Below are 23,736 nucleotides of genomic sequence, written 5' to 3' on the forward strand. Positions count from 1 at the left end.
AGCGTCGTGATGGCGTTCGCCGATTTCAGGTCGCGCGCCAGCATCTCGGCGCCGGACGAACTGCGCACCGGCCCGGCCTCGACCGCGAGTAGTCGTAGCGCGGGCGCCTTGCGCGCGTAGCGCGCCGCGATCTCGAACACCGAGATGGGGCCCGCCGCATCGAGCAGCTGGAAATCCGGAAAGATCAGGACGCCGATCATGGCTCAGGCCGCCCGTGTCCGAAAATGAGGGAAATATGCCATTTCGGATGCGAGGCCATCATGGCAGGCTGACGTCGTCAAGCGGATTTTTCGCGCCGCTCATTTCGAAAGGCCCTGCCATGCCGTCACCGCTCCAGATCGGACTCCTCGTCTTCCCGCGCGTCACCCAGCTCGATCTCACCGGCCCCGTGCAGGTATTTTCCTCCCTGCCTGGCGCCCGGGTGCATCTGGTCTGGAAGCGCATCGAGCCCGTGCCGAGCGATTCCGTGCTCACGTTGACGCCGACCATCACCTTCGCCGACTGCCCGCAGCTCGACGTGATCTGCGTGCCCGGCGGCTTCGGCACCGACGAGCTGATCGACGATGAGGACGTGCTGGACTTCCTGCGCCGGCAGGGAGTGGCCGCCAAGTACATCACCTCGGTCTGCACGGGATCGCTGGTGCTGGGAGCGGCCGGGCTCCTCAGGGGTTATCGCGCCACGACCCATTGGAGCGCGATCGAGGCCCTCGCCCTGTTCGGCGCGACGCCGACGCGCACGCGGGTCTGCGTCGACCGCAACCGCATCACCGGCGGCGGCGTTACCGCGGGCATCGACTTCGCGCTCACGCTGGTGTCGATGCTGGTCGACCGCACCACCGCGGAGGCGATCCAGCTGCGGCTCGAATACGATCCGGCGCCGCCCTTCAATTCGGGCTCGCCCGAGACCGCGCCCCCCGAGGTGCTCGCGCTGATGAAGGAGCGGATCGCACCGGCACAGGCCCGCCGCATCGAGGCGGTCAAGCGCGCCGCCGCACGGCTGACCTGACGCGTGGATCATTTCGCCGCGCCCGCCGCCTCAGCCGGCTGCGGCGCGGAAGATCCGCGAGGTTATGGGAGCGGCCTGACCGCGGGCCGTCGACGCGACGCCCGCAACAGAACCAAGAGAACAAGAGAACCAAGAGAAAAAGGCCGCTCGGTTGCCCGGGCGGCCTTTCCTGTCTCACGGCAGCTGCACATACGACCGGTGCGATTTCGGAACTTCCGGACCGGGGGCCTATCTCCCGATCCTGGTCCTGCTCGGCAGCCGCTGCATATCGGGACAGTCGCGAAGCTGTTGCCCGAACCGACGCGATGGTCTCCCATCTCCGCGAGATGGGATCATTGAGCCGCATCGCTTGCGAGACGGCAACGGCAAAGCGCGGACCGTCCCCGCTGTTCCCGCTGTTCACAGCGGTCCAAGACAGCGGTCCAAGGATGCGCATGCATCCAGTTCGAGAGATTTGAAGGCAAGAGAATTGAAGGGACGTGCCGGCCGGCCGGTCAGCCCGGCGTCCAGGGCTGGTAGTCGCCGGTCGCCTGCGGCCGCTTGCCGCTCGCAAGCGTCGAGCCGGAGGGCCGGTACGCCATCGCGGTGCCGGTCGGGTTCGGCTGATGCGGCTTTTCCCATTCGCGCGGCTGGTAGTTGGCCTGCGTCGGCGGCACGTCGACCACGTGGTGCAGCCAGCCGTGCCATGACGGCGGCACGCGGCTCGCCTCCGCGATGCCGTTGTAGATCACCCAGCGCCGTTCGAAGCCGAGCGTCGGATCGATCTGCCCGCCGCGGGTGCGATAGTAGCGGTTGCCCTGCTCGTCCGTACCGACCAGCTCTCCGAACCGCCAGGTCCAGAGCTGGGTGCCGAAGGTCTGGCTGTTCCACCAGGTGAAGAGCTTGAGAAAGAACTGTTTCATGCGGCAAGGGCCCTGCTTCGTGCGGCCCTGATGCCATTGGTCGACGCAATTGTCCAGTTGCCGGATGTACTCCGCCGCCGCAATGCGGACGCGATCCATTCATGTCGGGTACATCCGCGGCATGAAAGGCTGCGACCGGCGCAAAATCGTGAGCGCGAACCAGGAACCAAGGCCTCATCACCGGGTTTGCCCCTCCGGTACAAGGAGCCGAACATGAACAGTCTCAAAGTTTTAGGCGCCGCCGCAGCGGTGGCGTTGGTTTTGCCGATGGTAACGCCCACCCCGAGCCTTGCCGGGGGCAGGGGCGGCGGCCCGGCGGGCGGCGGACACATGTCGATGGGCGGTGGCGGCGCACCGCATGCCGTCATGGGTGGCGGCGGACCCCACTTCTCCGGCGGCGGTGCGCCAATGATGCGCTCGAGCGGCGCACCGATGATGCGCTCGGCCGGCGCACCGACGTCCTTCAGCGGCGGCCGCAGCTTTGCCGCGGCGTCGCCCGGTCAGTGGCATGGCGGCGGCAACTGGCACGGCGGCAACTGGCACCACCATCGCCATGGCGGCTTCTGGCCGGGCGTCGCCGCCGGCGCCGCGATCGGAGCGCTCGGCTCCTACGCCTATTACGGCGGACCGTATTACGGCGATCCCTACTACTACGGTGACGACTACTATTATGACGACAGCCCGACCGTCGCTGTCGTTCCCGACGGCGGTGGCGACTCGGTTGCATACTGCCAGCAGCGATACCGGTCCTACGATCCGGCATCGGGCACCTATCTCGGCTATGACGGCCTGCGGCATCCCTGCCCGTAACGTGGGTTTGATCGGCGGATCAAAAGGCGTCGCCTGACGGCGGCGCCTTTTTCCTTCCTATGCACCTGATCGTGCATATGGTGACGGATCGATCCGCTAAATTGACCGCGTGCGCGATTCGCCTATATCAGCACTTGCTGTGGGGAGTTCGATCTCTGGAAGAAGTCATGCCGCGCATCCTCGTGGTTGATGACGATCCGATGGTCGGTGCGACCATCGAGGTCCTCCTCCAACGCCAAGGCTTCGACGTCACGTTGGCCGACGGCGGAGAAACGGGACTGATGGCGCTCGAGACGCAGACCTTCGACGTGATGCTGGTCGACATCTTCATGCCGCACATGCGCGGCTTCGAATCCATCCGCATCTTCCACGAGCGCGCCCCCAACGTGCCGCTGATCGCGATGTCCGGCTACGCCTTCGCCGCCTCCGCCGCGCCCTCGCCCGACTTCCTGCGCATGGCGCTGGAGCTCGGAGCGATGCGCTGCCTGCGCAAGCCCTTCACGCCGGAGGCGCTGCTCTCCGCCATCAACGAGTGCCTTGCAAGGCCCGACGAGACCGCGCCGATGAAGGACAACAAAGCACCTTGATCCGCTCGCAGCGCGTCATTCTCGGGGCGGGCCTTGCGATCCTGCTGATCATCGCCGCAGCCTCGGTCGGCCTCGACGTGAAGTCGCGCTCCGATGCCGCCTGGGTCAACCAGACCGTCGATCTCCTGAAGAAGATATCCGATCTGCGCCTGCTGCTGCGCAGCGCCGAGAGCGCGGCCCGCGGCTACGAGCTCTACAAGGCGCAGGTGTTCCGCAACGAGTTCGAGGCGACGCGGGCCGGGATCCCCCCGGCCCTGTCCGAGGTGAAGGCGGGACTGCACGACAGCCCCGCGCTCGCCGCCCTGCTCGCGCAGACCGAGCCGATGATCCGGCGCCGCATGGAGATCGCGGCCGAAGCGATCCGGCTGCGCGCTGACGACGATCAGGCCGGTATCGCAGCGCTGCAGGACCGCGCCGAAGGCCGCCGCCTGATGGAGACGGTCACCGCCAATCTCAACCGGCTGTCAGCCGAGACCAAGACGACGCTCGCCGCGCGCACGGCGAATTCGCGCCAGAGCGGCATCGTGCTGCTCGGCATCGACGTCGCCGGCGTCATGACGATCCTGCTGCTCGTCCTGCTCCTGGTGCGCGAGAGCCAGCGCACGCGGGCGCGTCTGCAGAGCTCGCTGCACGAGACCAAGACCGCCAACGAGGCGCTCGAGGCGGCGGTCGCCGAGCGCACCGAGCATCTCGTCACCGCCCATGACGAGCTGCGCCTGTCGGTCAACGTGCTGCAGAGCACCTTCCGCAGCATGGCGGAGGCCGTGCTGGTCATCGACACCACGGGCGAGGTGCTGCTGTCCAACCCGGCGGCGGAGAAGATGCTGGCGTTCCGCGTCGGCATGAACCTGACGAAGCTGCGCACGCTCGGCGCGGTGGTCGCGCGCGACGGCGTCACGCCGATCGGGCCCGAGGATCTGCCGTCGGCCCGCGTGCTGCGCGGCGAGGAATTCGATGAGCTCGAGCTCATCGTCCGCCCCGTCACGGGCAAGGCGCCGCGCCATTTCATCATCAGCGGCCGGCCGATGCGCGACGCCCAAGGCTCGATCAGCGGCGCGGTGCTGGTCTATCACGACGCCAGCGCCTGGCGCGAAACCGAGCGGCAGTTGCACCAGGCGCAAAAGCTCGACGCCATCGGCAAGCTCACCGGCGGGGTAGCGCACGATTTCAACAACATGCTGACCGTGATCTCCGGCAATACCGAGACCCTGCTCGCCGGCCTGACCGAACAACCCGAGCTGCAGCGCATGGCGCGCCTGGTGGTCGACGCGGCGGAGCGCTGCAGCGAGCTGATCCAGCACCTGCTTGCCTTCGCCCGCAGGCAGCCGCTGCATCCGCGCGACGTCGACGTCAACGCTGCGATCGCGGACATCGCAAAACTGCTGCGCCCCACCCTCGGCGAGCAAATCCAGATCGAGACGGTGTTCGAACGGGGCGCGGTCCTCTCGCACATCGACCCGTCCCGGCTCACCAACGCCGTGCTCAACATGGCGATCAACTCCCGCGACGCCATGCCGGGCGGCGGCAAGCTCCTGCTCGAGACCCAGAACGTGGTGCTGGACGAGGCCTACGCGCAGGCCAATCCGGACGTGATGCCCGGCCACTACGTGCTGCTCGCGGTCAGCGACACCGGCACCGGCATGCCGCCGTCGGTGCAGGAGCAGGTGTTCGAGCCCTTCTTCACCACCAAGGAGGTCGGCAAGGGCTCGGGGCTAGGGCTCTCGATGGTCTACGGCTTCGTCAAGCAGTCCGGGGGTCACATCAAGGTCTACAGCGAGGAAAGCTACGGCACGACCCTCAAGCTCTATCTGCCGCCGGGCGAAGGCGTGAGCGAGCCCGCCGTCACCACCGCGCCCCTGGCCGTCGGCGGCAGCGAGACCATTCTGGTGGTCGAGGACGACGCGCTGGTGCGCAACTTCGTTACCGCGCAGTTGCAGAGCCTCGGCTACAGGACGATCGCAGCCGACGATGCCCGCGCCGCGCTCGCGCTGGTCGACCGCGGCGAGCCGTTCGATCTGCTGTTCACCGACGTCGTGATGCCCGGCATGAGCGGTCGGCAGTTGGCCGACGCGGTGGCGCAGCGCCGTCCGGGGCTGAAGGTGCTCTACACCTCCGGCTACACCGACAACGCGATCGCGCACCAGGGCAAGCTCGATCCCGGCGTGCTGCTCCTGGCGAAACCCTACCGACGCAACCAGCTCGCCGACATGATCCGCCTCGCGCTGAAAGGCGAAGGCGCGATCGCCCCCTAGCCCCGCGTCGCCAGCGCCACGCCCGCCAGGGTGAATACGAGCGCGGCGATCTGCCCCGGGCCGAGCGGCTCGTGCAGCGCGATCGCGGAGGCGACGACGCCGATCACCGGCACCGCCATGGTGCCGATCGCGGCGACGGAAGCCGGCAGCCGCGCCAGCGCGGCGAACCAGCTCACATAGGCGATGCAGAACTGCACCACCGTGGAATAGACCAGCAGCCACCAGCCGACCGTGGTCACCTGCTCCAGATGCGTGGTCTCGATCGCGAGGCCTGCGATCGCGACCGGCAGGCAGCCGGTGCCGATCTGCCAGACGGCCGCCGTGATCGGGGGCAGATGGATCGGCAGTTTCTTGGACAGCACCGTGCCGAGCGCAAAGCCGACGGAGCCGCCGAGCGCCATCACGATTCCCGGCAGTTTGGCTTCGCTGGCCGAGATGCCGTTGCCGCCCATGATGGAGGCCAGCCCGGCAAAGGCCATCACCAGCGCGATGGTGCGGAGCAGCGTCGGCCGCTCGCCGAGCACCGGCCAGGCGATGATGGAGGCCCAGATCGGCATGGTGTAGGCGATCAGCGCCGCCTCGCTCGCCGGCAGCCAGAGCAGCGCCAGCCCCATCAGCACCATCCAGCCGGTGACGTTGAGGAGCCCGGCCATGACCAGGCGCGGCCAGATTCCGGGCCCGACCTTCAGGCTCTGGCCGCGGACGAGCGCGAACACGGCCAGCAGCAGCGCGCCGAGCACGCCGGTCACCCCGCGCAGGGTCAGCGGCGGCAGCTCGGAGAGCAAAAACTTCGTCACCGGCCAGTTGAAGCCCCAGCCCACCGACGTGATGGCAAGGAACATCAGGCCGGCGGGAGCGATGCCTGCGCGACCGCCCCGTCGTGTCGAATCATGCATTGGGAAGACCCGGCGAAATTGGCTGCCACCTTGGCCCGGATTCGGCGTCCGCGCCACGCAGGCTGGGGCATGCCAGCCCAACCGTTCCGTACGCTTACGTGAGTCCCGCTGACGCAATCCTCCGGCCTAAAAAAATATGCGCCTGTGAACAGCGGGAGGAAGCCTGCGCAACATCCCCGGCCGTGAATTTTTTCGGTTGGGAATCTCCGAGGACTCACTGATACTTGCTTCCAGACAGGCGCGGCTGTGGCCCCTGTTATCCCCGTCATTCCACCATATTTAGTATTTGATTCAGGAACTCGTACTAGTTCTTGACGGGCGCGGCGGAGAGTCCTAGCTTTCGAACCGTTCGGCGCGAGTGTGTTTGCGTCCCGCCGGTCACTCCCCAAAGGGTCCGCAATGACCACTCCGTCGGCCGTGAAGGGCTTTCGGGTGCAGGGCTTCGCTGCCCTGAAAAACGCGGACTCTCGGGGCGCGCGAACGGGCCGGAAAACGGGCCTGAACGAGCGTTGAGTTGGCGTGGGGCGCGTTGAACGCATGTCGCGGCATCCCTGTTGGGGCGGATGGCGGCCGACATGCCGGCGGAACGATCGGTGGCGGCATCGACCGATCGGACGCCGGGAGAAACTGGGCCGGATCCACCGGCTTGAGCTTGCGAAGACTTGAGGCCCGGGCGGCTGGGAGGATTCGCGTCGAAGACATAAATACCCGGCATCGCGCGAAAGCCGCGGTCCGGCCAGAAAAGGACGGGGCAAGACCTATGCGAATTGAGCGGCGCCACACCACCCAGGGACAGTCACCCTATGCGGAAATCGATTTCCGCCTGACCACGTCCGAGATTCGCAATCCCGACGGCTCGATCGTGTTCCGGCTCGAGAACGTCGAAATCCCTGCGTTCTGGTCGCAGGTCGCCTCCGACGTGCTGGCCCAGAAGTATTTTCGCAAAGCCGGCGTCGCGGCCAAGCTGAAGAAGGTCGAGGAGGAATCCGTCCCCTCCTTCCTGTGGCGCGCGGTGCCGGACACCGAGGCGCTTGCCACTCTGCCCGAGAAGGAGCGCTATGTCAGCGAGCTCAGCGCAAAACAGGTGTTCGATCGCCTCGCCGGCTGCTGGACCTATTGGGGCTGGAAGGGCGGCTATTTCTCCACCGACGAAGATGCGCAGGCCTTCTATGACGAGCTCCGCTACATGCTCGCCATGCAGATGGTGGCGCCGAACTCGCCGCAATGGTTCAACACCGGCCTGCATTGGGCCTACGGCATCGACGGCCCCGGCCAAGGCCATTATTACGTCGACCCCTTCACCGGCAAGCTGACCAAGTCCAAGTCCGCCTATGAGCATCCGCAGCCGCACGCCTGCTTCATCCAGGGCGTCGGCGACGACCTCGTCAACGAGGGCGGAATCATGGACCTCTGGGTACGCGAGGCCCGCCTGTTCAAGTACGGCTCCGGCACCGGTTCCAACTTCTCCCGCCTGCGCGGCGAGGGCGAAAAGCTCTCCGGCGGCGGCCGTTCGTCCGGCCTGATGAGCTTCCTCAAGATCGGCGACCGCGCCGCCGGCGCGATCAAGTCGGGCGGCACCACCCGCCGCGCGGCCAAGATGGTCGTGGTCGACATCGATCACCCCGACATCGAGACCTATATCGACTGGAAGGTGAAGGAGGAGCAGAAGGTCGCCGCCCTCGTCACCGGGTCAAAAATCAACCAGAAGCACCTCAAGGCGGTGCTGAAGGCCTGCGTCAACTGCGAAGGCTCGGGCGACGACTGCTTCGATCCCGAGAAGAACCCGGCGCTGCGCCGCGAGATCAAGCTCGCGCGCCGCAGCCTCGTGCCCGACAACTTCATCAAGCGGGTGATCCAGTTCGCGAAGCAGGGCTACAAGGACATCCAGTTCGACACCTACGACACCGACTGGGATTCGGAGGCCTATCTCACCGTCTCCGGGCAGAACTCCAACAACTCGGTGTCGCTGAAGGACGATTTCCTGCGCGCCGTGGAGACCGACGGCGACTGGAATCTGAACGCCCGCACCTCCAAGAAGGTGACGAAGACCCTGAAGGCGCGCGACCTCTGGGAGAAGATCGGCTACGCCGCCTGGGCGAGCGCCGATCCGGGCCTGCACTTCAACACCACCATGAACGACTGGCACACCTGCAAGGCGTCCGGCGACATCCGCGCGTCCAATCCGTGCTCGGAATACATGTTCCTGGACGACACGGCGTGCAACCTGGCGTCCGCCAACCTGCTGACCTTCTACAACACGACCACCAAGCACTTTGACGTCGAGTCCTACGAACATCTCTGCCGGCTCTGGACCCTCGTGCTCGAAATCTCCGTGCTGATGGCGCAGTTCCCGTCCAAGGCGATCGCCGAGCTCTCCTACGAGTTCCGCACGCTCGGCCTCGGCTACGCCAATATCGGCGGCCTGCTGATGACCATGGGCCTGCCCTATGACGGCAAGGAAGGCCGTGCGCTGTGCGGCGCGCTGACCGCGATCATGACCGGCGTCTCCTACAAGACCTCGGCGGAGATGGCGGCCGAGCTCGGCACCTTCCCCGGCTACAAGAAGAACGCCCAGCACATGCTGCGCGTGATCCGCAACCACCGCCGCGCCGCGCATGGCGAGGCCACGGGCTATGAGGCGCTCTCGGTCGCTCCGGTGCCGCTCGACCAGGTCTCCTGCCCGCAAGCGGACCTCGTCACGCACGCCCAGGCCGCCTGGGACCAAGCGCTGGCGCTCGGCGAGAAGCACGGCTATCGCAACGCGCAAGTGACGGTGATCGCGCCGACCGGCACGATCGGCCTCGTGATGGATTGCGACACCACCGGCATCGAGCCGGACTTCGCGCTGGTGAAGTTCAAGAAGCTCGCCGGCGGCGGCTACTTCAAGATCATCAACCGCGCCGTGCCCGAGGCGCTGCGCGCGCTCGGCTATCGCGAAAGCGAGATCGCCGAGATCGAGGCCTACGCGGTCGGCCACGGCTCGCTGGCGAACGCGCCGGGCATCAACGTCTCCACGCTGAAGGCCAAGGGTTTCACCGACGAAGCCATCGCCAAGGTCGAGAAGGCGCTGCCCACCGCCTTCGACATCAAGTTCGCCTTCAACAAGTGGACCTTTGGCGAAGACTTCATCCGCGACCAGCTCGGCATTGACGCCGAGGCCATCGCCGTCCCCGGCTTCGACCTGCTGCAGGCCATCGGCTTCACCAGGCGCGAGATCGAGGCGGCCAACGTCCACATCTGCGGCGCGATGACGGTCGAGGGAGCTCCACACCTCAAGGCAGAACACTATGCGGTGTTCGACTGCGCCAACCCCTGCGGCAAGATCGGCAAGCGCTATCTGTCGGTCGAGAGCCACATCCGCATGATGGCGGCTGCCCAGCCGTTCATCTCGGGTGCGATCTCGAAGACCATCAACATGCCGAACGACGCGACGGTCGAGGATTGCAAGTCCGCCTACATGCTGTCCTGGAAGCTCGCGCTGAAGGCCAACGCGCTCTACCGCGACGGCTCGAAACTGTCGCAGCCGCTGAACTCGCAGCTCATCCGCGACGAGGACGACGAGGACGATGCGGTCGAGCAGCTCTTCGAGAAGCCGATGGCCGCGCGCGCCGCGCAGGTGTCCGAGAAGGTCGTGGAAAAGCTCGTCGAGCGAATCGTGGTGATGCGCGAGCGCGAGCGCATGCCCGACCGCCGCAAGGGCTATACCCAGAAGGCGGTGGTCGGCGGCCACAAGGTGTACCTGCGCACCGGCGAGTACGACGACGGCCGGATCGGCGAGATCTTCATCGACATGCACAAGGAAGGCGCGGCACTGCGCTCCTTCATCAACAATTTTGCCATCGCCGTCTCGCTCGGCCTGCAATACGGCGTGCCCCTGGAGGAGTATGTCGACGCCTTCACCTTCACCCGGTTCGAGCCGGCGGGCCCGGTGCAGGGCAACGACAGCATCAAGTACGCGACCTCGATCCTCGACTACGTCTTCCGCGAGCTCGCGGTCTCCTATCTCAGCCGCTTCGACCTCGCGCATGTCGATCCGAGCGAAACGGGTTTCGACGCACTCGGCAAGGGCGTCGAGGAAGGCAAGGAGCCCGAGGACGAGCGCGACCATCACGCCGCAAAGCTGGTCTCGCGCGGGCTCACCCGCTCCCGCACCGACAACCTCGTCGTGATGCGCGGCGGCTCGATGCCCCAGGGCGAAGGTAGCAGCGGCAAGGTCACCGCGATGCATGGCGCCACCGCCCGCGCGGGCGATGCCGTCGAAGGCGCGGTTGCCTTGAAGCAGGAAGCGCAGCACGACCTCTCGCCGACCGAGAAGCTGGAGCAGCTCCAGTGGAGCAAGTCGGGCTCCGCCTTCTCCGCCCCCACCAAGGCCGAGCGCCGCGCCGAGGCCAAGGCCAAGGGCTACGAAGGCGAGATGTGCTCGGAGTGCGGGAATTTCACGCTGGTGCGAAACGGCACCTGTATGAAGTGCGATACGTGCGGCAGCACGACGGGATGTTCGTGAGGCGGTAGACAACAGTCACGAGGAACGTCATTCCGCCCGGGCTTGTCCCGGGCACCCATGAGGGGCGGCCGATGAGGCCGTCCTTTTTGTTTGCTGCCAATTCCTCGACACCGCGATCCCTGTCGTGCCATTCGCGTGCGCGACCGGTCTTGCGGGTAGCGAGCGTAGCCCGGATGGAGCGCAGCGTAATCCGGGGCTTCTCAACCCGCGGCACGACCCGGATTTCGCTTCGCTCCATCCGGGCTACGCGCTTGCGGTACTACTTCTTCTCCAACGAGGGGCAGCCGCCTGAGCCGCCGTATATCCATGTCAAAGGCGGCGGCTGCGACGCCAAGATTTGGCTCGAGCCCGGGATATCGATCGCCGACAGTTTCGGCTTCAATTCCCGGGAACTTTCGAATATCCTGCGTGTCGTCGAGGAAAATCGCGACCTTCTCTTGAAAGCCTGGCATGACCATTTCGGCAACCAGCGTCCGCTTTGACGATCACACGATGTGGGTCGAACTGTCCGACGGCCGGACGCTCGGCGTGCCGCTCGCGTGGTTTCCGCGATTGCTGCATGCGACCGCAGCCCAACGCGAGCAGGTCGAACTGAGCCGCGTCGGGCTGCATTGGGAGGCGCTCGACGAGGACATCTCCATCGCCGGCCTCCTTGCCGGACGCGGCGACGTCACGCGATCTACCGAGACGGCGGCATAGGTCTGCGGATAGCCAATAGCCCGTAGGATGAGTGGAGCAAGCGTAGCCCGGATGGAGCGCAGCGCAATCCGGGAGCTTCTTCCCGTGGCTGCCCCGGATTTCGCTGCGCTCCATCCGGGCTACACGCTACATGCCCCCTCACCTCTGCCTCTGCGCGAGCCAAAACCCGCACAGCACCGTGACGAGGCCCGCCGCCTGCAAGGCGGTCGGCGGCTCGCCGATGAGGAGCCAGCCGACGAGCAGCGTCAGCGCGGGCACGCAGGCCGGGAAGACGGCGGCGCGGGCGACGCCGAGGCGCGTCACCGAGACGGCGTAGAGATAGAGCGCCGCGGGGCCGGCCAAGATGCCTTGCGCCAGCGCCTGGACCGCGTTCTCGCTCACGCCGATCGCGGCGATGCGCCCCGGCCCGCCGGTCGCGGCATAGAGCGGCAGCAGCAGGAGCGACAGCACGTTGATGACGGAAGCGGCTGATAGCGCCGAGACGCGCCAGCGGCGAAGCGCCGCGCCGAAGCCCGCGAACATCGTGCCTGTCAGCACGAAGATCAGGTCGCCATGCACGCCGTCGAGCCCGATATGGCCGATCGATTCCGCGCCGATCACACAGAGGCCGCCGACGATGACGACGGCGCCGACCACGCGCGAGGCGGAGATGCGCTCCTTCAGCACCAGGGCTGCGAGCAAAATCCCGCCGAGCGTGGCGCAGGAGGGCTGGATCACGCTGCCGTGGCCGAGCGGCACGAACAGGAAGCCGGAATAGGAGATCAGCGACATCACGGGACCGCCGAGCACCATCAGCGCGAGTCCCCTGCCCCAGCCGATGCCGCAGAGATCGGAGATGCCGGCGCGAACGACCAGCGGCAGGAACGCCACGCCCGACCAGACGTAGCGATGCACCAGCAGGTCGACCGGCGTGAAGCCGGCCTTGAGCCCGTGCCGCGTGGCGACGAAGCCGAGCGCCCAGAACAGCGCCGCCGTGATGCCGCAGACGACCCCGACGAGCGCCGGCGCCGCATCCGCCTTGTGCGTGAGACTCTTGCGCGCGCTCGTCCGCTGGTCCATGGCGCGAGGCTTACGTCGCAGCACAGGGCCCGACAACCCACGCCACCGCAGGGCAGGCAGGCAGGCGCAAGGCGTAAGCCGTATCCGCATTCGTCCCCATCGATCGCCATTCGGCGAAGGCGATGGGTTTCGCGAAGGGCTCCACCCATCCTGCAAATTGCGGCGACCGGACGGCCGCATCTTCCCCTTGCAATCTCCGTCCCCGCCCCTACGGTGCGCCGCAAGTCCGAGCGGAGAACGAAGCCAGCGATGACCGACGCCATAAGATGCCCGAAGTGCAATTCCGAGCACGCCTATCAGGACCGCGATCTCTGGGTCTGTCCGGAATGCGCCCATGAGTGGAGCGCTGCGGCAGATAGCGCCGCGGAGGCGCCAGAACCAGCGGGCGTGCGCGATGCCAACGGCAATGTGCTCGCTGACGGCGACAGCGTCATCGTCGTCAAGGACCTCAAGGTCAAGGGCTCGTCCTCCGTCGTCAAGGGCGGCACCAAGGTCAGGGGTATCCGCCTGCAGGATGCCACCGACGGGCACAACATCGCCTGCAGGATCGACGGCATCGGCGCGATGAATTTGAAATCGGAGTTCGTGCGCAAGGCGTGAGGGCGCGCTTCTTCCTTCTCCCCTTGCGAGAGAAGGTGGCGCGCACGACGCGTGCGCCGGATGAGGGCTCTGCGTCCGCATCCCGCAAGGGGAGAGGGTGATCCCGCGCGAAATGCCGCAGCCCCATTCGCCGCGATCGTTGCTCCCGCGCAATCTTCCCGCCCGCCCCACCTCCTATCTGTCGCGACAATGTCACGACACATCTGGAGGCATTTCGGAACCATGTTCATCAGCAAGACAATTCTGCCCGCCGTCGTCGCACTGGGTCTGGGGCTCGCGCTAGCACCAGCGGCCGCGGCTGAAACCCATTCGCATCACGGCGCGTCTGCGACCGCAAAGCTCACGCTCGACCATGGCAAGAAGTGGCAGACCGACGCGGCCCTGCGCCGCGGCATGGGCGAGATCCGCAGCGCCATGGCGCAGTCGCTGGAGCCGATCCACAAGGGCGCGTTCACGCCGGCGCAATACGACGCGCTGGCGATGCGCATTCAGGGCCAGCTCGACGACGTCGTCAGGAACTGCAAGCTGCCCGAGGCGGCCGACCAGCAGCTCCATGTCGTGCTCGAGCAGATCATCGACGGCGTCGCCGGCATGAAGGCGGCAACCGCGCGCGACAAGGGCGCGGTGAAGATCGTGCAGGCGCTCGGCCAGTACGGCAAGTATTTCGATCATGCCGGCTGGCAGCCGCTGCAGCATTAGAGGGCGCGCAAGGGCGAATACTACCAACTACGCACTGAACGAGACTTCTGCGCATCGAAGCCACCCTCTCCCAAAAGTACCTAACAGGAGAGGATGGCGAGTGCGGGATCAGCTTCCCGGATCGATATCAATCGCACACCCGGCGGCGAACGGTGACGTCCTCGCCGAAGCGATTGGTGCGGTGGTCGATGATGACCCGGCAGTTGCGGTCCCGGTCATACTCGTAGTAGCGGTGCCGCTCCGGGCCGACATAGACGCCGCCCGGGCCAACGCCAAACTCGACGGCTTGCGCCGTGCTTGCCGCTCCCGCGACCAGCGTCATGGCCGCGGCGAGCACCAGAATGCTTCGCTTCATCATGGCACCTCCAGGTTTTCGTTCCATGTGTCCGTTCGTGCCCATGTGACCAACCGGCTCGATGGCGATTGGTTTCCGGTTTTTCCCACGAGGAGTTCCCGTGCGCCGCGCGTTCCGCATCCGACTCCGTTTCGTTCTCACGAAACGAATCGGGCGCGCAAGAACCGCGCGCCATCGATTCCTAATGTTTGGTTTCGGACGCGCGAGGCAGAAACAGCGCGTTGATCTCGATCTGCGCCTCGTATTGCCTGGCCTTCTCGAGCAGCGCATCGCGCAGCGCGCCATCGGGCAGAAGCTGCGCCTGCCGGCGCGCCTCGCGCGCGCACTCAATCAACCGCTCGTCGAACGATTGATCGCGTCCCGTCTGGTGTCGCGCCTGTGCCATGACGGGTAACGCGGCAGCAAACGCCCCCGTTCCGGAACCGTCGCGCCGATTCCTCGTTCAACAATGACGTGAGGGAGGAACTTATCGTAAGCGGGGTAGTCCGGATGGAGCGCAGCGCAATCCGGGATTTGTCTCCGCGACACTCGTCCCCGGATTGCGCTGCGCTCCCATCCGGGTTACCGGCTACGCCTGCGCGCCGGCCACGTCACGAGGCACATCTCCTCGGCGCCCGCCTCTTGCGTCCGCAGCAGCACGGCGAACACCGCATCGACCGCTTCGCGCACCGCCGCCTCCACCGCCGCGCCCTTCGCGAGCTTCGCCGCGATCAGACCTGTCAGCAGATCGCCGGTCCCGCAGGGACGGATCGGCAGTCGCGGCGTGGCGAAGCGCGCGAGCGTATCGTTGGCGCAAACGATCGTCTCCACCTGCCCGGCCGGCGTATCGGCGAGCGTGCAGCCCGTGGCGATGATGCCGCGCACGCCCGGCGCCGCGATCGCGCGGCTTGCAGCGCGCAGGTGAGACGCGTCCTGCACCTTCACGCCCGACAGCAGCTCGAGCTCGAACTGGTTCGGCGTGACGAACGTCGCCGCCGGCACCAGCCGCCTTCGCATCGTCTCCACGATACCGTCGGCGACATAGGCCTTGCCGTCGTCCCCGAGCACGGGATCGCAGAGATAGACGAGCCGAGGATTCCTCTGCTTCGCGCGGGCGACGAAATCGGCGACGACGTCCGCGTTGGCTGCCGAGCCGAGATAACCGGTGAGCAGCACCGCCGCCCGTTCGAGCAGACCGCGCTCCTCGACGCCGACGATCAGATCGGCCAACAGCTCCGCTTCCAGCACGCGGCCGCGCAGCGTCGGATAGCGCGGATGGTTGGAGAGGAGCGTCGTCGGCACCGCGGCGACGCTCACGCCTTCCGCCTGCATCGGAAAGACGGCGGCCGAGTTGCCGACATGGCCGTGGACCACCTGGCTTTGAATGGAGATGACGAGCATCGGCGAGAGTCCGTCGGAAGCGACCACCTGCCCTACGCAGAGGCGATGGGCTTCGCAAGCGGGATGGGGTGGCGGGCCAGAAAGAGACGATGGAGGTAATATAATAAGGACACCCGCTCTCCATCCAACTGTGCATGGGGTTGAATCGCAGGTTTTGGTTTTGAGGCCGCGGTGGCGGCCCGCGGCCAAACGGATATGCTCACCGCGCGAGTGAACGCGCAGGGCCGCCATGAACGGAAACCGCAGCTACGGCGTCAGGGTCGAGGGCGCGAAATACGGCGTCGGCTTCGGCTCGGCGCTCGCAATCGCGATCTCCTACTCCGCCAACCATTCGATCCTGTGGGCGATCATCCACGGCATCCTGGGCTGGCTCTATGTGATCTATTTCGCGCTGTTCCGCCAGTAGCCGGGGCGCGGCACGGTGGCCAGGCCGCGACTGCAAAATCTCACCACATGAGCGCCCAACAAGCGACAAGGCGCAACCGCGGTTTCAGCGCAAAAACAGAGGAAGTCTTGCGCGTGATCGATGTTGGGGAGCCATGATGTTGAGTGTGGACGAGAACAAGCCGGCGGGAAAATCGGGCCGGCGCAAAAACAAGAAAAAGGCCGAACAGCAAGCCAAGGCCATCGCGCAGCAGGCGAGCCGGACGGCCCCGTTGCCGGATGCCGAGAGCAGCGGTGAGATCAACCTGCCCGTCGTTGCCGCCGAGGTCCCGGCCGTCGAGCCCGCTCCGCGCCTGCCGCAACGCGCGGCCGAGCCGGTCGGCCTGCAGACCATCGCAAACGCCTATGGCAGTTTCGCGAAAAACGCGATCGAGCGGAGCTGGACGTTCCTCGGCCAACTCGCGACCGCCCGCTCGCCCGTCGAGGCTTTTGCAATCCAGATGGCCTTCGCGAAGGAGGCTGCCGAAACCTTCGCCGCCGGAACGCGGATGATCGGAGAGCTTCACGGCGAACTGGCAAGGCAGCGGGTGCTGCATCTCGAAGACATCGTGGCCCGCATCACCCGCGCCGCCTCCGAGCCGCGCGCCGTACGTCATTAGCTAGCTAGCGTCCGGGTATCGGGGCCGGCGGACGCGGAGCCGAGCGGGGTGAGGCGCCGGCGCGCGACGCCGGCTTGCCGGCAGCGCGCTTCGCGCCGCCCGATCCGGCGTCGACGGAGGCCAGATAGGACGCGAGCGTCCAGGCCGATTCAGAACCGCTGGAATAGTGCTCCCTCAGGAACAGGTACAGCGTGAAGCTGAAGCGACCTTTCGCGAGCCCGCGCGGGCTGCGGTGACAACTCGTGCAGCCATCCGCAAACAGCTTTGCCGGCGATTTGCCCTGATCGAGATTTTGCGCGACCGCAGCCGCGCCCGTCAGCGCGGCCAGCGCACCGAAAACGAGCAGTCCGGCGAGCGCGCCGCGCCCGCGTGAAACCGGCAATCCCACCTTGCGCCCCCTACTCCCGAAAACCGCCGGTCAGGCGGCCGCGAGCCGATCGAATTCGGCCGACGTATAGGACTTGCCGTCCTTGTCCGTGATGACGACCTGCCAGCCTTCGCTCGCCCACACCCGCGCCTTCGCCGCGATCAGCAGGCGGCTCTCGCGCGCAAACCTGTACTTCTCATTGTCGCGTTCCGCGATCATTTGATAGGCCAAAACGCATCCCCTCGCATCGAGTCCGCCCCCGCCTCGACTTGATAGCGGGGCTTTGGCGGCAGTTCGCCGAGACCATGGCAATTTGGTGCCGATCCCCGGCGACGCGTCGCCTGCAACGAAAGAGCCCGGCACGCGGCCGGGCTTTCGTGTGTCAGTGTTCATGACGGCCGGGGCCGCCTCCGCCGGGCTGGCCGCCGCCGACATGAGGCGCCGGCGCGGCATTGACGTGCGGGGCGCCGCCGCCATGCGGCATCGAAGGCGCAGCCGCGCGCGGCGCCGGCATCTGCGCATGTGCATTCATCGGCGCGCCATGGCTGACGTTCGGCTGTGCGAGATGCGGCATCGGCGCGCGCGCCGACGGCGCTGCCGAAACGCGCGGCGCTTCGGGGCGATGCGCCATCCGCGGCGGTGTGGCAGCGTGCGTCACCGGGCGCTCGATATTATGCGCCGCGGTGCGGCCCTGCTGATGCGCCATGGGCGCCTGACCGGCGGCCGCGCGGCCTTGCAGCTCGCGCCCGCCGTGGACTCGCGCTGCGCCACGCTCCTGCGGCGCCCGTTCCGTCGCGCCGACATGGGCCCGGTCGGCGGTGACGGCGCTCTCGCGCACGGCGGCACGGCCGATGCGCGCTGCCCTGGGATCCACCACCAGGCGTGTGGCATCGCGCTGATGCGAACGCCAGTAACCCGCCCAATGGGCGCGGTGGCGATACCAGGGCCGGCCGGCATAGAAGTTGGACCAGTAGGAATCGATGACGAAGGACGCAACGGGGACGTCGACCTCATCGACATAGTCGGGCAGATAGACGTAGCGGTCGCGATAGAGATATTCGAGATATTGCGCCGATACCCAGCCGCGGTCGTCGGACCAGCTCACGTCGCACCAGGCGTGGCCACGCAGGCAGCCGTGGATGTTGACGTGCCCGCCGGCGGGAATGCGGTCGACCATCGGAAAGCCGGGCCCGGGGCCTGCGCGCAAGCCGACGGATGCGGTGACCATGCCGGGCGCCGCCCACGCGGCTCCCGGCGCAAGCAGCAATGCTGCAACCAATACGCCTTTGAGTTTCATGGCGATATCCTCCTCTCAGCGGAACGCGCGGCGGAAACGAACGTTCCGCGCGACGACGCCGATCATCCGAAAGGCGGACGCCGCGGCGCGCAAGGCGCGAGCGGCGGGTTCAACATTCATCCGCTGTTCATCGATGCCACGCGATTGACCGATCCATATCGAGCGGAGCGCGCCGCGAGGGGCGACGGAACTGGCATCCACCTCAGTTCGCCGGCAGCATGAAGCCGCCGAAGTACGCGGCGAGCTCCTCGAAGCCATCGAGCGGCAGGACGTGGCCGACATATTGATCCGGCCGCACCACGACCATGCAACCCGCGCCGCGATCGATGCCGCGCATGTCGAAGACGTCCTGGCCCGACTTGAGATCGGGGCAGTAGATTTTCTCGAAATCTTGCAGTCCGTAGCAGCCCTTCCGCGGCAAGAGCAGTTTGGGCATCGCTCCGATGTCGAGCGCGCGATGGGCCTGCTGGAACACCGCGCAAAACTCGATCACGGAGTCGATGTCCGCTCCCGCCGGCGTATGGCGCCGCAGCGGAGACTTGCGCGCCTCGTCGAGGAAATTGCAGAGCTTGCGGATCGCCGAATCCTCCGCGGCCGGATCCTCGGCGTTCGCAAAGGCGAAGACGCGGAAGCGGCCGTCGGCCTTGACGATGTGGCCGAGATGAACGGGCTTTGCGTCCGCCAGCCGAATGACCGGCGCCGAATGGAAGCGCTTGCCGAGCACAAAACCCGTCGCGAGCCGCTGATGATTTGCCGCGCCGATCAGCAGCCCAGGACGATAGTGCGTCGCCGTGCCCGCGGTGTAGCGGCCGTGGCGGACGAAGTAGTCTTTCGTCCTGACGGGATCGCCGCCGCCGCTCTTCTCCGAGGCGATCAGGCTCGACCATTCGCGATCGAAATCGATCAGCTCCTTGGCGATCGCCTGGCGTTCGGCGGAATAGGTGTCCAGCAGATGCAGCGCGGCGCGCTTGCGCAGGACCGCGGCGAGCTTCCAGCCGAGATTGAAGGTGTCCTGCATCGACACGTTCATGCCTTGCCCGGCCTTGGGGCTGTGGGTATGGCAGGCGTCTCCGGCGATGAACACCCGCGGCAGGCGCTTTCCCATCTCGGTCTCGCTCACGTCGTCGAACTTGTCGCAGACGCGTTGGCCGATCTCGTAGATCGACCACCAGGGAACTTCCTTCACGTCGAGTTTGTAGGGCGCAAAGATCCGCTGCGCCTTGGCGATGAGGTCGTCGAGCGTCAGGTTGCGATTGGCGACGCGCTCACCGACGTCGAGCCTGGTGAGCTCGACATAGAGCCGGACGAGGTAGCCGCCCTCGCGCGGGATCACCAGCGCGCTGCCGTCGGAATCCGACTGGATCAGCGATTTGCAGCGGATGTCGGGAAAGTCTGTGACGAGCAGGACGTCCATCACGCCCCAGGCGTGGTTGGCGGAATCGCCGTGCAGCTCGCGGCCGATCGACTTGCGCACGGTGCTGCGCGCGCCGTCGCAGCCGACCACGAAGCGCGCCCTGACGGTCTCGACCCTGCCCTGATCCGGCGCATCCACCTGCTGGAAGCTGACGGTGACGGCATGGTCAGCGATACCGGCCGCGCCGTCGATTTTCAGGTCGAGCAGGTGCCGCGAATAATATGGCTCGAGCTTCGCTGCCGAGCGGCGCATGGTGTCGAGGAAGAAATCGTGCACGCGCGCCTGGTTGAGCACGACGTGCGGGAATTCGGACAGGCCGTCCTCGACATCCTGCACCCAGCCACTGCGGACGATCTGCGACGGCCGGCGGTCGTCGGGCTTCCAGAACGTGGTCTCGTTGATCCAGCAGGCTTCCTTGAGCAGGCGCTCGGCGAAGCCATAGGCGTGGAACATCTCGATCGTGCGGCAGGCAATGCCGTCGGCCTGGCCGAGCGAGATGCGGCCGGGCTTCTGCTCGACGATGCAGGTCTTGATGTCGGGGAACTGGGAGAGCTGGGTGGCGAGGTTGAGTCCCGCCGGTCCGCAGCCCACGATCAGGACGTCGACCTCGCGCGGCAGGGGGCCCGACGCGCCGGGTGGCGCCGCCCGCTCCGCGGGATCGGCGATCTCGGGGTCTCCGGCCTCAAATCCATTGAGATGAAACTGCATGCGACGTCCCTCCCCGACGTGAGCCCGCGGCATTCGGCCATGACGCCGCCGGCAACGAGCTCAGCCGGGCGCCGCTGCGCAACGCGACGGCGTAGGAAACCGTAGAACGCGTAGCCCGGATGGAGCGCAGCGCAATCCGGGTCTCGGGCGGTAAGCACTGATCCCGGATTTCGCTTTCGCGCCATCCAGGCTACGGTTCCTACGCGCCCGTCACGTCTTCAGTTTCAGCCTGCCCATGAAGTCGCGCTTGCCGATCGGCGCGCCCTTGTGACGGAGGATGTCGTAGGCGGTGGTCGCGTGGAAGAAGAAGTTCGGCAGCGAGAACGACATCAGGAAACCCTCGGCCGTGAAGGGGAGCGAGCGCTCGCCGAGCTTGAAGACGACGTCGCGGCCGATCAGCGCGTCGACTGCCTCCGGCGTCCATTTCGACAACTCGTCGCGGGCGTCGGCAACCAGGGCCTGCAGACCCGCAAAATCCTCGCCCTTCGGCGCTGGCGGGACGAACACGCCGTTCTTCGCGGCATCCATCGCGCCACGCGAATGATGCGCGAGCGAAACGACCTGGAATCGGAACGGCAGCATGTCGTTGGCGAGTCGCGTCTCGACCACCTCGGCCGGATCGATGCCTTTCTCGCGGAAATGGGCCAGGCTCTTGTCGAGGAAGCCGCCGGCCGCACCGAGGATCTGCAGATAGTTGGCGACCGTTGCGTCGTAGAGCGAAAAAGCCATGTCCTCCCCCGTTTTCGTCGTTGTTGCCCGCGTGTTCTACAGTTCCCGCAAATCCGCGCCGATTGCAAGCAGCCGCCGCCAGCCGCCCGGACGAAACCTGGAACTAACTTTCTCCGCCTACCATCGCCCGTGAATTCCGCGCTTAACGCGCGATTAACTTTGCCGTTGGGGGCTCCTGGATGTTGAGGTTCGCGATTCCTGCCGCAGCCATGCTGGCTCTGGTTGCGCCCGCGCACGCCGGCGGACATGGCGGCTCTTCCGAGCCGCCACCGCCCAAGCCGGAGGCACAGCCGTCGCCGGCACGGGTGGTCATGACCAAGCACGGGTCGAAGCTCGTCGACCCCCAGGGCATGACACTCTATTATTATGAGCGCGACACCAGCGGCAAGACGTCGAGTTGCGACGGCAAGTGCACCGAGAGTTGGCCCCCGCTCGCGGCCCCCAAGGATGCCCAGCCGGTCGGCGACTTCACCGTGATCACCCGCAGCGACGGCAGCAAGATGTGGGCCTATCGCTATCGCCCGCTCTATACCTCGATCGCCGACAAGGCGCCGGGCGACGTCAACGGCACGGCCACGACCCTGCAGTGGCACGTCGTCAAGCCGGAGCAGTGAAGCCGGCGGGCCATCAGCCCCGCCGCGCACCGCTTGCATCGAATTGCGCGGTCCGTCCCGGCGGCAGCACCACCACCATCGAGCCGGGCTTCACCCGGTCGTAGAGATCGATCACGTCCTCGTTGCGCATGCGGATACAGCCCGAGGAAATCGCCTGTCCGATGTATTCCGGCTGATTTGTGCCGTGGATGCGATAGAGCGTGTCCTTGTCGCCGGCATAGAGGTAGAGCGCCCGCGCTCCCAGCGGATTGGCGGGACCGCCGAGAACGCGCGAGGGATAGGGTCCGAGCCGCGCCTGGATCTCCGGCGTCGGAATCCAGTCCGGCCATTCCGCCATCCGGCCGATCCGCGCCACGCCGGAAAACGCCATCGCCTCCTCGCCGACGGCTACGCCATAGCGGATCGCCTTGCCGTCCGGCAGCACGTAGTAGAGGTAGCGTGCATCGGTATCGACAAGGATCGTGCCGGGCTGCTCCTTACGCGCATAGTCGACGATGTGCCGGAGATATTGCTCCGGCACGTTCGCCTGCGCATAAGGCGGGTGCGCGAGCAGCTGGCGATCGCGCGCCGTCATGGCGGCATCGGATGACGGCGCAAGCGTCGCCTGCATGCAGCCGCCGAGCGGAAGCAACGCGATCAGCATCGCGAGAATGGATCTTGGCACAGCCTGCCCCGGCAAGAGACAATATCAGTCACGCCCCCAGCCCAGACAGCTGCTGCCCAAATCGTGCAGAAAAGATGGCGAAGCCTCCGGAATTCCGACACTTGTGCGAGATTCGGGGTTCCATGAAGGCGCGCGATCAAGGCAAGCCTCACACTCTCCTTCCCTTCGCCTTGCTTTGGTCAAACCGGACTGGAGTCGTGCGAGCCGGGTGGAGCTGGGGCCTTGATCAATCGACCGCGCGAATGCGGGCTCCATATGGGATGAAGGAGCTTTCATGCTCGCCACGCTCAACGACAAGCCAAACGATCCGCACGACGTGATCGAGATCTCGCCCGACATCGTGCGCGCCTGGCGCGGCGACAGGGAGGCGCCGACTCTCGCGCCGGAGATCACGCCGCCGCGCACGGAGCCAACCGTCGAGCCCGCAGCGGATGGCGCCAGCGCCGCACCGTCCGTCGACATGGCGGTTCGGGCTGCGCTGAGCGACTATCAGGCCTCCCGCAGGCGCTCGTCGATCGGCAAATGGCTCCGCGGCGCCTTGTTCGGCACGCTGTTCGCAGCCGGCAGCGCCGCCGCAGCCATCGGCTGGGAGGCGCACGGCGAAGCCGTGACGCAGATGGTTGCGGCATGGGTGCCGGCGCTCGGGGCGACCGCGGTCGCGCCGCCGCAGACCAACACGGATCAACCGGCATCGGCCACGCCCCGGGCCGAGGCGACGGATCAGGCTGCCACGCAATCGACGCCGCCCGCTCAGCCGGCGGATACCACCGCCTCGGCGGCCACCGCAACAACTGCGGCGGCTCCGCCGGACACCAGCGAGGCGCTGCAGTCCATGGCGCGCGATCTTGCCGCCATGGGTCAGCAGATCGAGCAGCTCAAGGCGAGCATCGCCGAACTGAAGGCCGGACAGGAGCAGATGGCGCGCGAAATGCCCAAGCCATCACCGGCGAAGCCCGCCGAGCCGCGTGCAAAGCTGTCGGCGCGGCCTCCAGCACCGCCCGCGCGCAAGCCGAAGCCGATCGCTGCGCCGGTCTATGCGCCAACGCCGATCGCGCCACCGCCGCAAACGATCGCGGTTCCGCCGCCGACTACCCCGCCGCGGCAGACCGCCGACGACGATGGACCCGTGGTGCGCCCGCCGATGCCGGTCC

25 protein-coding genes and 1 pseudogene are annotated in these 23,736 nt (G+C 66.7%); 13 read left to right on the top strand and 13 right to left on the bottom strand.

Annotated elements, in window-relative coordinates; genetic code table 11:
* Nucleotides 1-200: pseudogene (locus KGM94_RS10170) on the bottom strand (GlxA family transcriptional regulator); the annotation flags it as partial.
* Nucleotides 201-319: 119 nt separating this feature from the next.
* On the opposite strand from KGM94_RS10170, the gene KGM94_RS10175 reads away from it, so the two are divergent.
* Nucleotides 320-1,006 carry a DJ-1/PfpI family protein gene (locus tag KGM94_RS10175; RefSeq protein ID WP_300257799.1) on the top strand — a complete coding sequence of 229 codons (687 nt, stop codon included), beginning with the start codon at nucleotides 320-322 and terminating at the stop codon, nucleotides 1,004-1,006.
* A 494-nt stretch (nucleotides 1,007-1,500) separates the two neighbouring features.
* On the opposite strand, the gene KGM94_RS10180 is transcribed toward KGM94_RS10175, so the two are convergent.
* A complete protein-coding gene (locus KGM94_RS10180) occupies nucleotides 1,501-1,908 on the bottom strand; it encodes an NADH:ubiquinone oxidoreductase subunit NDUFA12 (RefSeq protein WP_300257801.1) in 408 nt (135 codons plus the stop codon).
* Nucleotides 1,909-2,121: 213 nt separating this feature from the next.
* Between KGM94_RS10180 and KGM94_RS10185 the strand changes: the two genes are divergently transcribed.
* The 3 genes from KGM94_RS10185 (at nucleotide 2,122) to KGM94_RS10195 (ending at nucleotide 5,557) form a co-directional block, all read left to right on the top strand.
* A complete protein-coding gene (locus KGM94_RS10185) occupies nucleotides 2,122-2,718 on the top strand; it encodes a BA14K family protein (RefSeq protein WP_300257804.1) in 597 nt (198 codons plus the stop codon).
* A 167-nt stretch (nucleotides 2,719-2,885) separates the two neighbouring features.
* Complete coding sequence (locus tag KGM94_RS10190; RefSeq protein ID WP_300257807.1) at nucleotides 2,886-3,305, top strand: response regulator; 420 nt, start codon at nucleotides 2,886-2,888, stop codon at nucleotides 3,303-3,305.
* Nucleotides 3,302-5,557, top strand: a complete 2,256-nt coding sequence (locus KGM94_RS10195; protein WP_300257810.1) for a CHASE3 domain-containing protein — start codon at nucleotides 3,302-3,304, stop codon at nucleotides 5,555-5,557. Before KGM94_RS10190 ends, KGM94_RS10195 begins: the two co-directional genes overlap by 4 nt.
* Here KGM94_RS10195 and KGM94_RS10200 read toward each other — a convergent pair.
* Nucleotides 5,554-6,453, bottom strand: coding sequence for a DMT family transporter (locus tag KGM94_RS10200; protein ID WP_300257813.1), 900 nt, complete (start codon nucleotides 6,451-6,453; stop codon nucleotides 5,554-5,556). The two genes, KGM94_RS10195 and KGM94_RS10200, sit on opposite strands and share 4 nt — an antisense overlap.
* Before the next feature lie 760 nt (nucleotides 6,454-7,213).
* On the opposite strand from KGM94_RS10200, the gene KGM94_RS10205 reads away from it, so the two are divergent.
* From KGM94_RS10205 to KGM94_RS10215, 3 genes are all read left to right on the top strand, one after another.
* Entirely contained in the window at nucleotides 7,214-10,957 is a 3,744-nt protein-coding gene (locus KGM94_RS10205) for a vitamin B12-dependent ribonucleotide reductase (RefSeq protein WP_300257816.1), read from the top strand.
* 251 nt (nucleotides 10,958-11,208) lie between these two features.
* Nucleotides 11,209-11,439 carry a DUF4160 domain-containing protein gene (locus KGM94_RS10210; RefSeq protein ID WP_300257821.1) on the top strand — a complete coding sequence of 77 codons (231 nt, stop codon included), beginning with the start codon at nucleotides 11,209-11,211 and terminating at the stop codon, nucleotides 11,437-11,439.
* Nucleotides 11,408-11,656: a DUF2442 domain-containing protein gene (locus KGM94_RS10215; protein ID WP_300257824.1), complete on the top strand. Its 249-nt coding sequence runs from the start codon at nucleotides 11,408-11,410 to the stop codon at nucleotides 11,654-11,656. The genes KGM94_RS10210 and KGM94_RS10215 overlap by 32 nt, the downstream gene beginning before the upstream one ends.
* A 138-nt stretch (nucleotides 11,657-11,794) precedes the next feature.
* Here the strand turns inward: KGM94_RS10215 and KGM94_RS10220 are convergent, their stop codons facing one another.
* A complete protein-coding gene (locus KGM94_RS10220) occupies nucleotides 11,795-12,715 on the bottom strand; it encodes a DMT family transporter (RefSeq protein WP_300257827.1) in 921 nt (306 codons plus the stop codon).
* A 249-nt stretch (nucleotides 12,716-12,964) separates the two neighbouring features.
* Here KGM94_RS10220 and KGM94_RS10225 point away from each other — a divergent pair, with 249 nt between their 5' ends.
* Both KGM94_RS10225 and KGM94_RS10230 read left to right on the top strand, forming a co-directional pair.
* On the top strand, nucleotides 12,965-13,315 hold the full coding sequence (locus KGM94_RS10225; protein WP_300257831.1) for a zinc ribbon domain-containing protein YjdM: 351 nt from the start codon (nucleotides 12,965-12,967) through the stop codon (nucleotides 13,313-13,315).
* Between the two features lie 222 nt (nucleotides 13,316-13,537).
* Nucleotides 13,538-14,014 carry a hypothetical protein gene (locus KGM94_RS10230; RefSeq protein WP_300257834.1) on the top strand — a complete coding sequence of 159 codons (477 nt, stop codon included), beginning with the start codon at nucleotides 13,538-13,540 and terminating at the stop codon, nucleotides 14,012-14,014.
* A 127-nt stretch (nucleotides 14,015-14,141) separates the two neighbouring features.
* Here KGM94_RS10230 and KGM94_RS10235 read toward each other — a convergent pair whose 3' ends face one another.
* From KGM94_RS10235 to pdxY, 3 genes are all read right to left on the bottom strand, one after another.
* A complete protein-coding gene (locus KGM94_RS10235) occupies nucleotides 14,142-14,372 on the bottom strand; it encodes a hypothetical protein (RefSeq protein ID WP_300257837.1) in 231 nt (76 codons plus the stop codon).
* Between the two features lie 178 nt (nucleotides 14,373-14,550).
* On the bottom strand, nucleotides 14,551-14,754 hold the full coding sequence (locus KGM94_RS10240; protein ID WP_300257841.1) for a hypothetical protein: 204 nt from the start codon (nucleotides 14,752-14,754) through the stop codon (nucleotides 14,551-14,553).
* A 176-nt stretch (nucleotides 14,755-14,930) separates the two neighbouring features.
* Entirely contained in the window at nucleotides 14,931-15,749 is an 819-nt protein-coding gene (pdxY, locus tag KGM94_RS10245; RefSeq protein WP_300257844.1) for a pyridoxal kinase, read from the bottom strand.
* Nucleotides 15,750-15,978: 229 nt separating this feature from the next.
* Here pdxY and KGM94_RS10250 point away from each other — a divergent pair, with 229 nt between their 5' ends.
* Together KGM94_RS10250 and KGM94_RS10255 are read left to right on the top strand one after the other, a co-directional pair.
* Nucleotides 15,979-16,155 carry a hypothetical protein gene (locus tag KGM94_RS10250; RefSeq protein ID WP_300257848.1) on the top strand — a complete coding sequence of 59 codons (177 nt, stop codon included), beginning with the start codon at nucleotides 15,979-15,981 and terminating at the stop codon, nucleotides 16,153-16,155.
* A gap of 136 nt (nucleotides 16,156-16,291) precedes the next feature.
* On the top strand, nucleotides 16,292-16,792 hold the full coding sequence (locus KGM94_RS10255) for a phasin family protein (protein WP_300257875.1): 501 nt from the start codon (nucleotides 16,292-16,294) through the stop codon (nucleotides 16,790-16,792).
* Nucleotides 16,793-16,796: 4 nt separating this feature from the next.
* On the opposite strand, the gene KGM94_RS10260 is transcribed toward KGM94_RS10255, so the two are convergent.
* The 5 genes from KGM94_RS10260 to KGM94_RS10280 all read right to left on the bottom strand — a co-directional run bounded on the left by KGM94_RS10260 (nucleotide 16,797) and on the right by KGM94_RS10280 (nucleotide 21,307).
* Nucleotides 16,797-17,174 (bottom strand): hypothetical protein, encoded by a 378-nt coding sequence (locus KGM94_RS10260; RefSeq protein WP_300257851.1) that lies wholly within the window; start codon nucleotides 17,172-17,174, stop codon nucleotides 16,797-16,799.
* A gap of 36 nt (nucleotides 17,175-17,210) precedes the next feature.
* A complete protein-coding gene (locus KGM94_RS10265) occupies nucleotides 17,211-17,378 on the bottom strand; it encodes a hypothetical protein (protein WP_300257854.1) in 168 nt (55 codons plus the stop codon).
* Between the two features lie 163 nt (nucleotides 17,379-17,541).
* Nucleotides 17,542-18,456, bottom strand: a complete 915-nt coding sequence (locus tag KGM94_RS10270; protein ID WP_300257858.1) for an SH3 domain-containing protein — start codon at nucleotides 18,454-18,456, stop codon at nucleotides 17,542-17,544.
* Nucleotides 18,457-18,658: 202 nt separating this feature from the next.
* On the bottom strand, nucleotides 18,659-20,578 hold the full coding sequence (locus KGM94_RS10275) for an FAD-binding monooxygenase (RefSeq protein WP_300257861.1): 1,920 nt from the start codon (nucleotides 20,576-20,578) through the stop codon (nucleotides 18,659-18,661).
* Nucleotides 20,579-20,788: 210 nt separating this feature from the next.
* Nucleotides 20,789-21,307 (bottom strand): DUF1993 family protein, encoded by a 519-nt coding sequence (locus tag KGM94_RS10280; protein WP_300257864.1) that lies wholly within the window; start codon nucleotides 21,305-21,307, stop codon nucleotides 20,789-20,791.
* 179 nt (nucleotides 21,308-21,486) lie between these two features.
* On the opposite strand from KGM94_RS10280, the gene KGM94_RS10285 reads away from it, so the two are divergent.
* Nucleotides 21,487-21,921, top strand: coding sequence for a hypothetical protein (locus KGM94_RS10285; protein ID WP_300257866.1), 435 nt, complete (start codon nucleotides 21,487-21,489; stop codon nucleotides 21,919-21,921).
* Nucleotides 21,922-21,934: 13 nt separating this feature from the next.
* Here KGM94_RS10285 and KGM94_RS10290 read toward each other — a convergent pair whose 3' ends face one another.
* Nucleotides 21,935-22,585, bottom strand: coding sequence for a L,D-transpeptidase (locus KGM94_RS10290; protein ID WP_300257869.1), 651 nt, complete (start codon nucleotides 22,583-22,585; stop codon nucleotides 21,935-21,937).
* A gap of 274 nt (nucleotides 22,586-22,859) precedes the next feature.
* Here KGM94_RS10290 and KGM94_RS10295 point away from each other — a divergent pair.
* Nucleotides 22,860-23,736: hypothetical protein (locus KGM94_RS10295; protein WP_300257872.1), on the top strand; the 877-nt coding region annotated here is incomplete at its 3' end.

Origin of the sequence: Bradyrhizobium sp., assembly GCF_028868675.1 — a bacterium.
Lineage (GTDB): Bacteria > Pseudomonadota > Alphaproteobacteria > Rhizobiales > Xanthobacteraceae > Bradyrhizobium.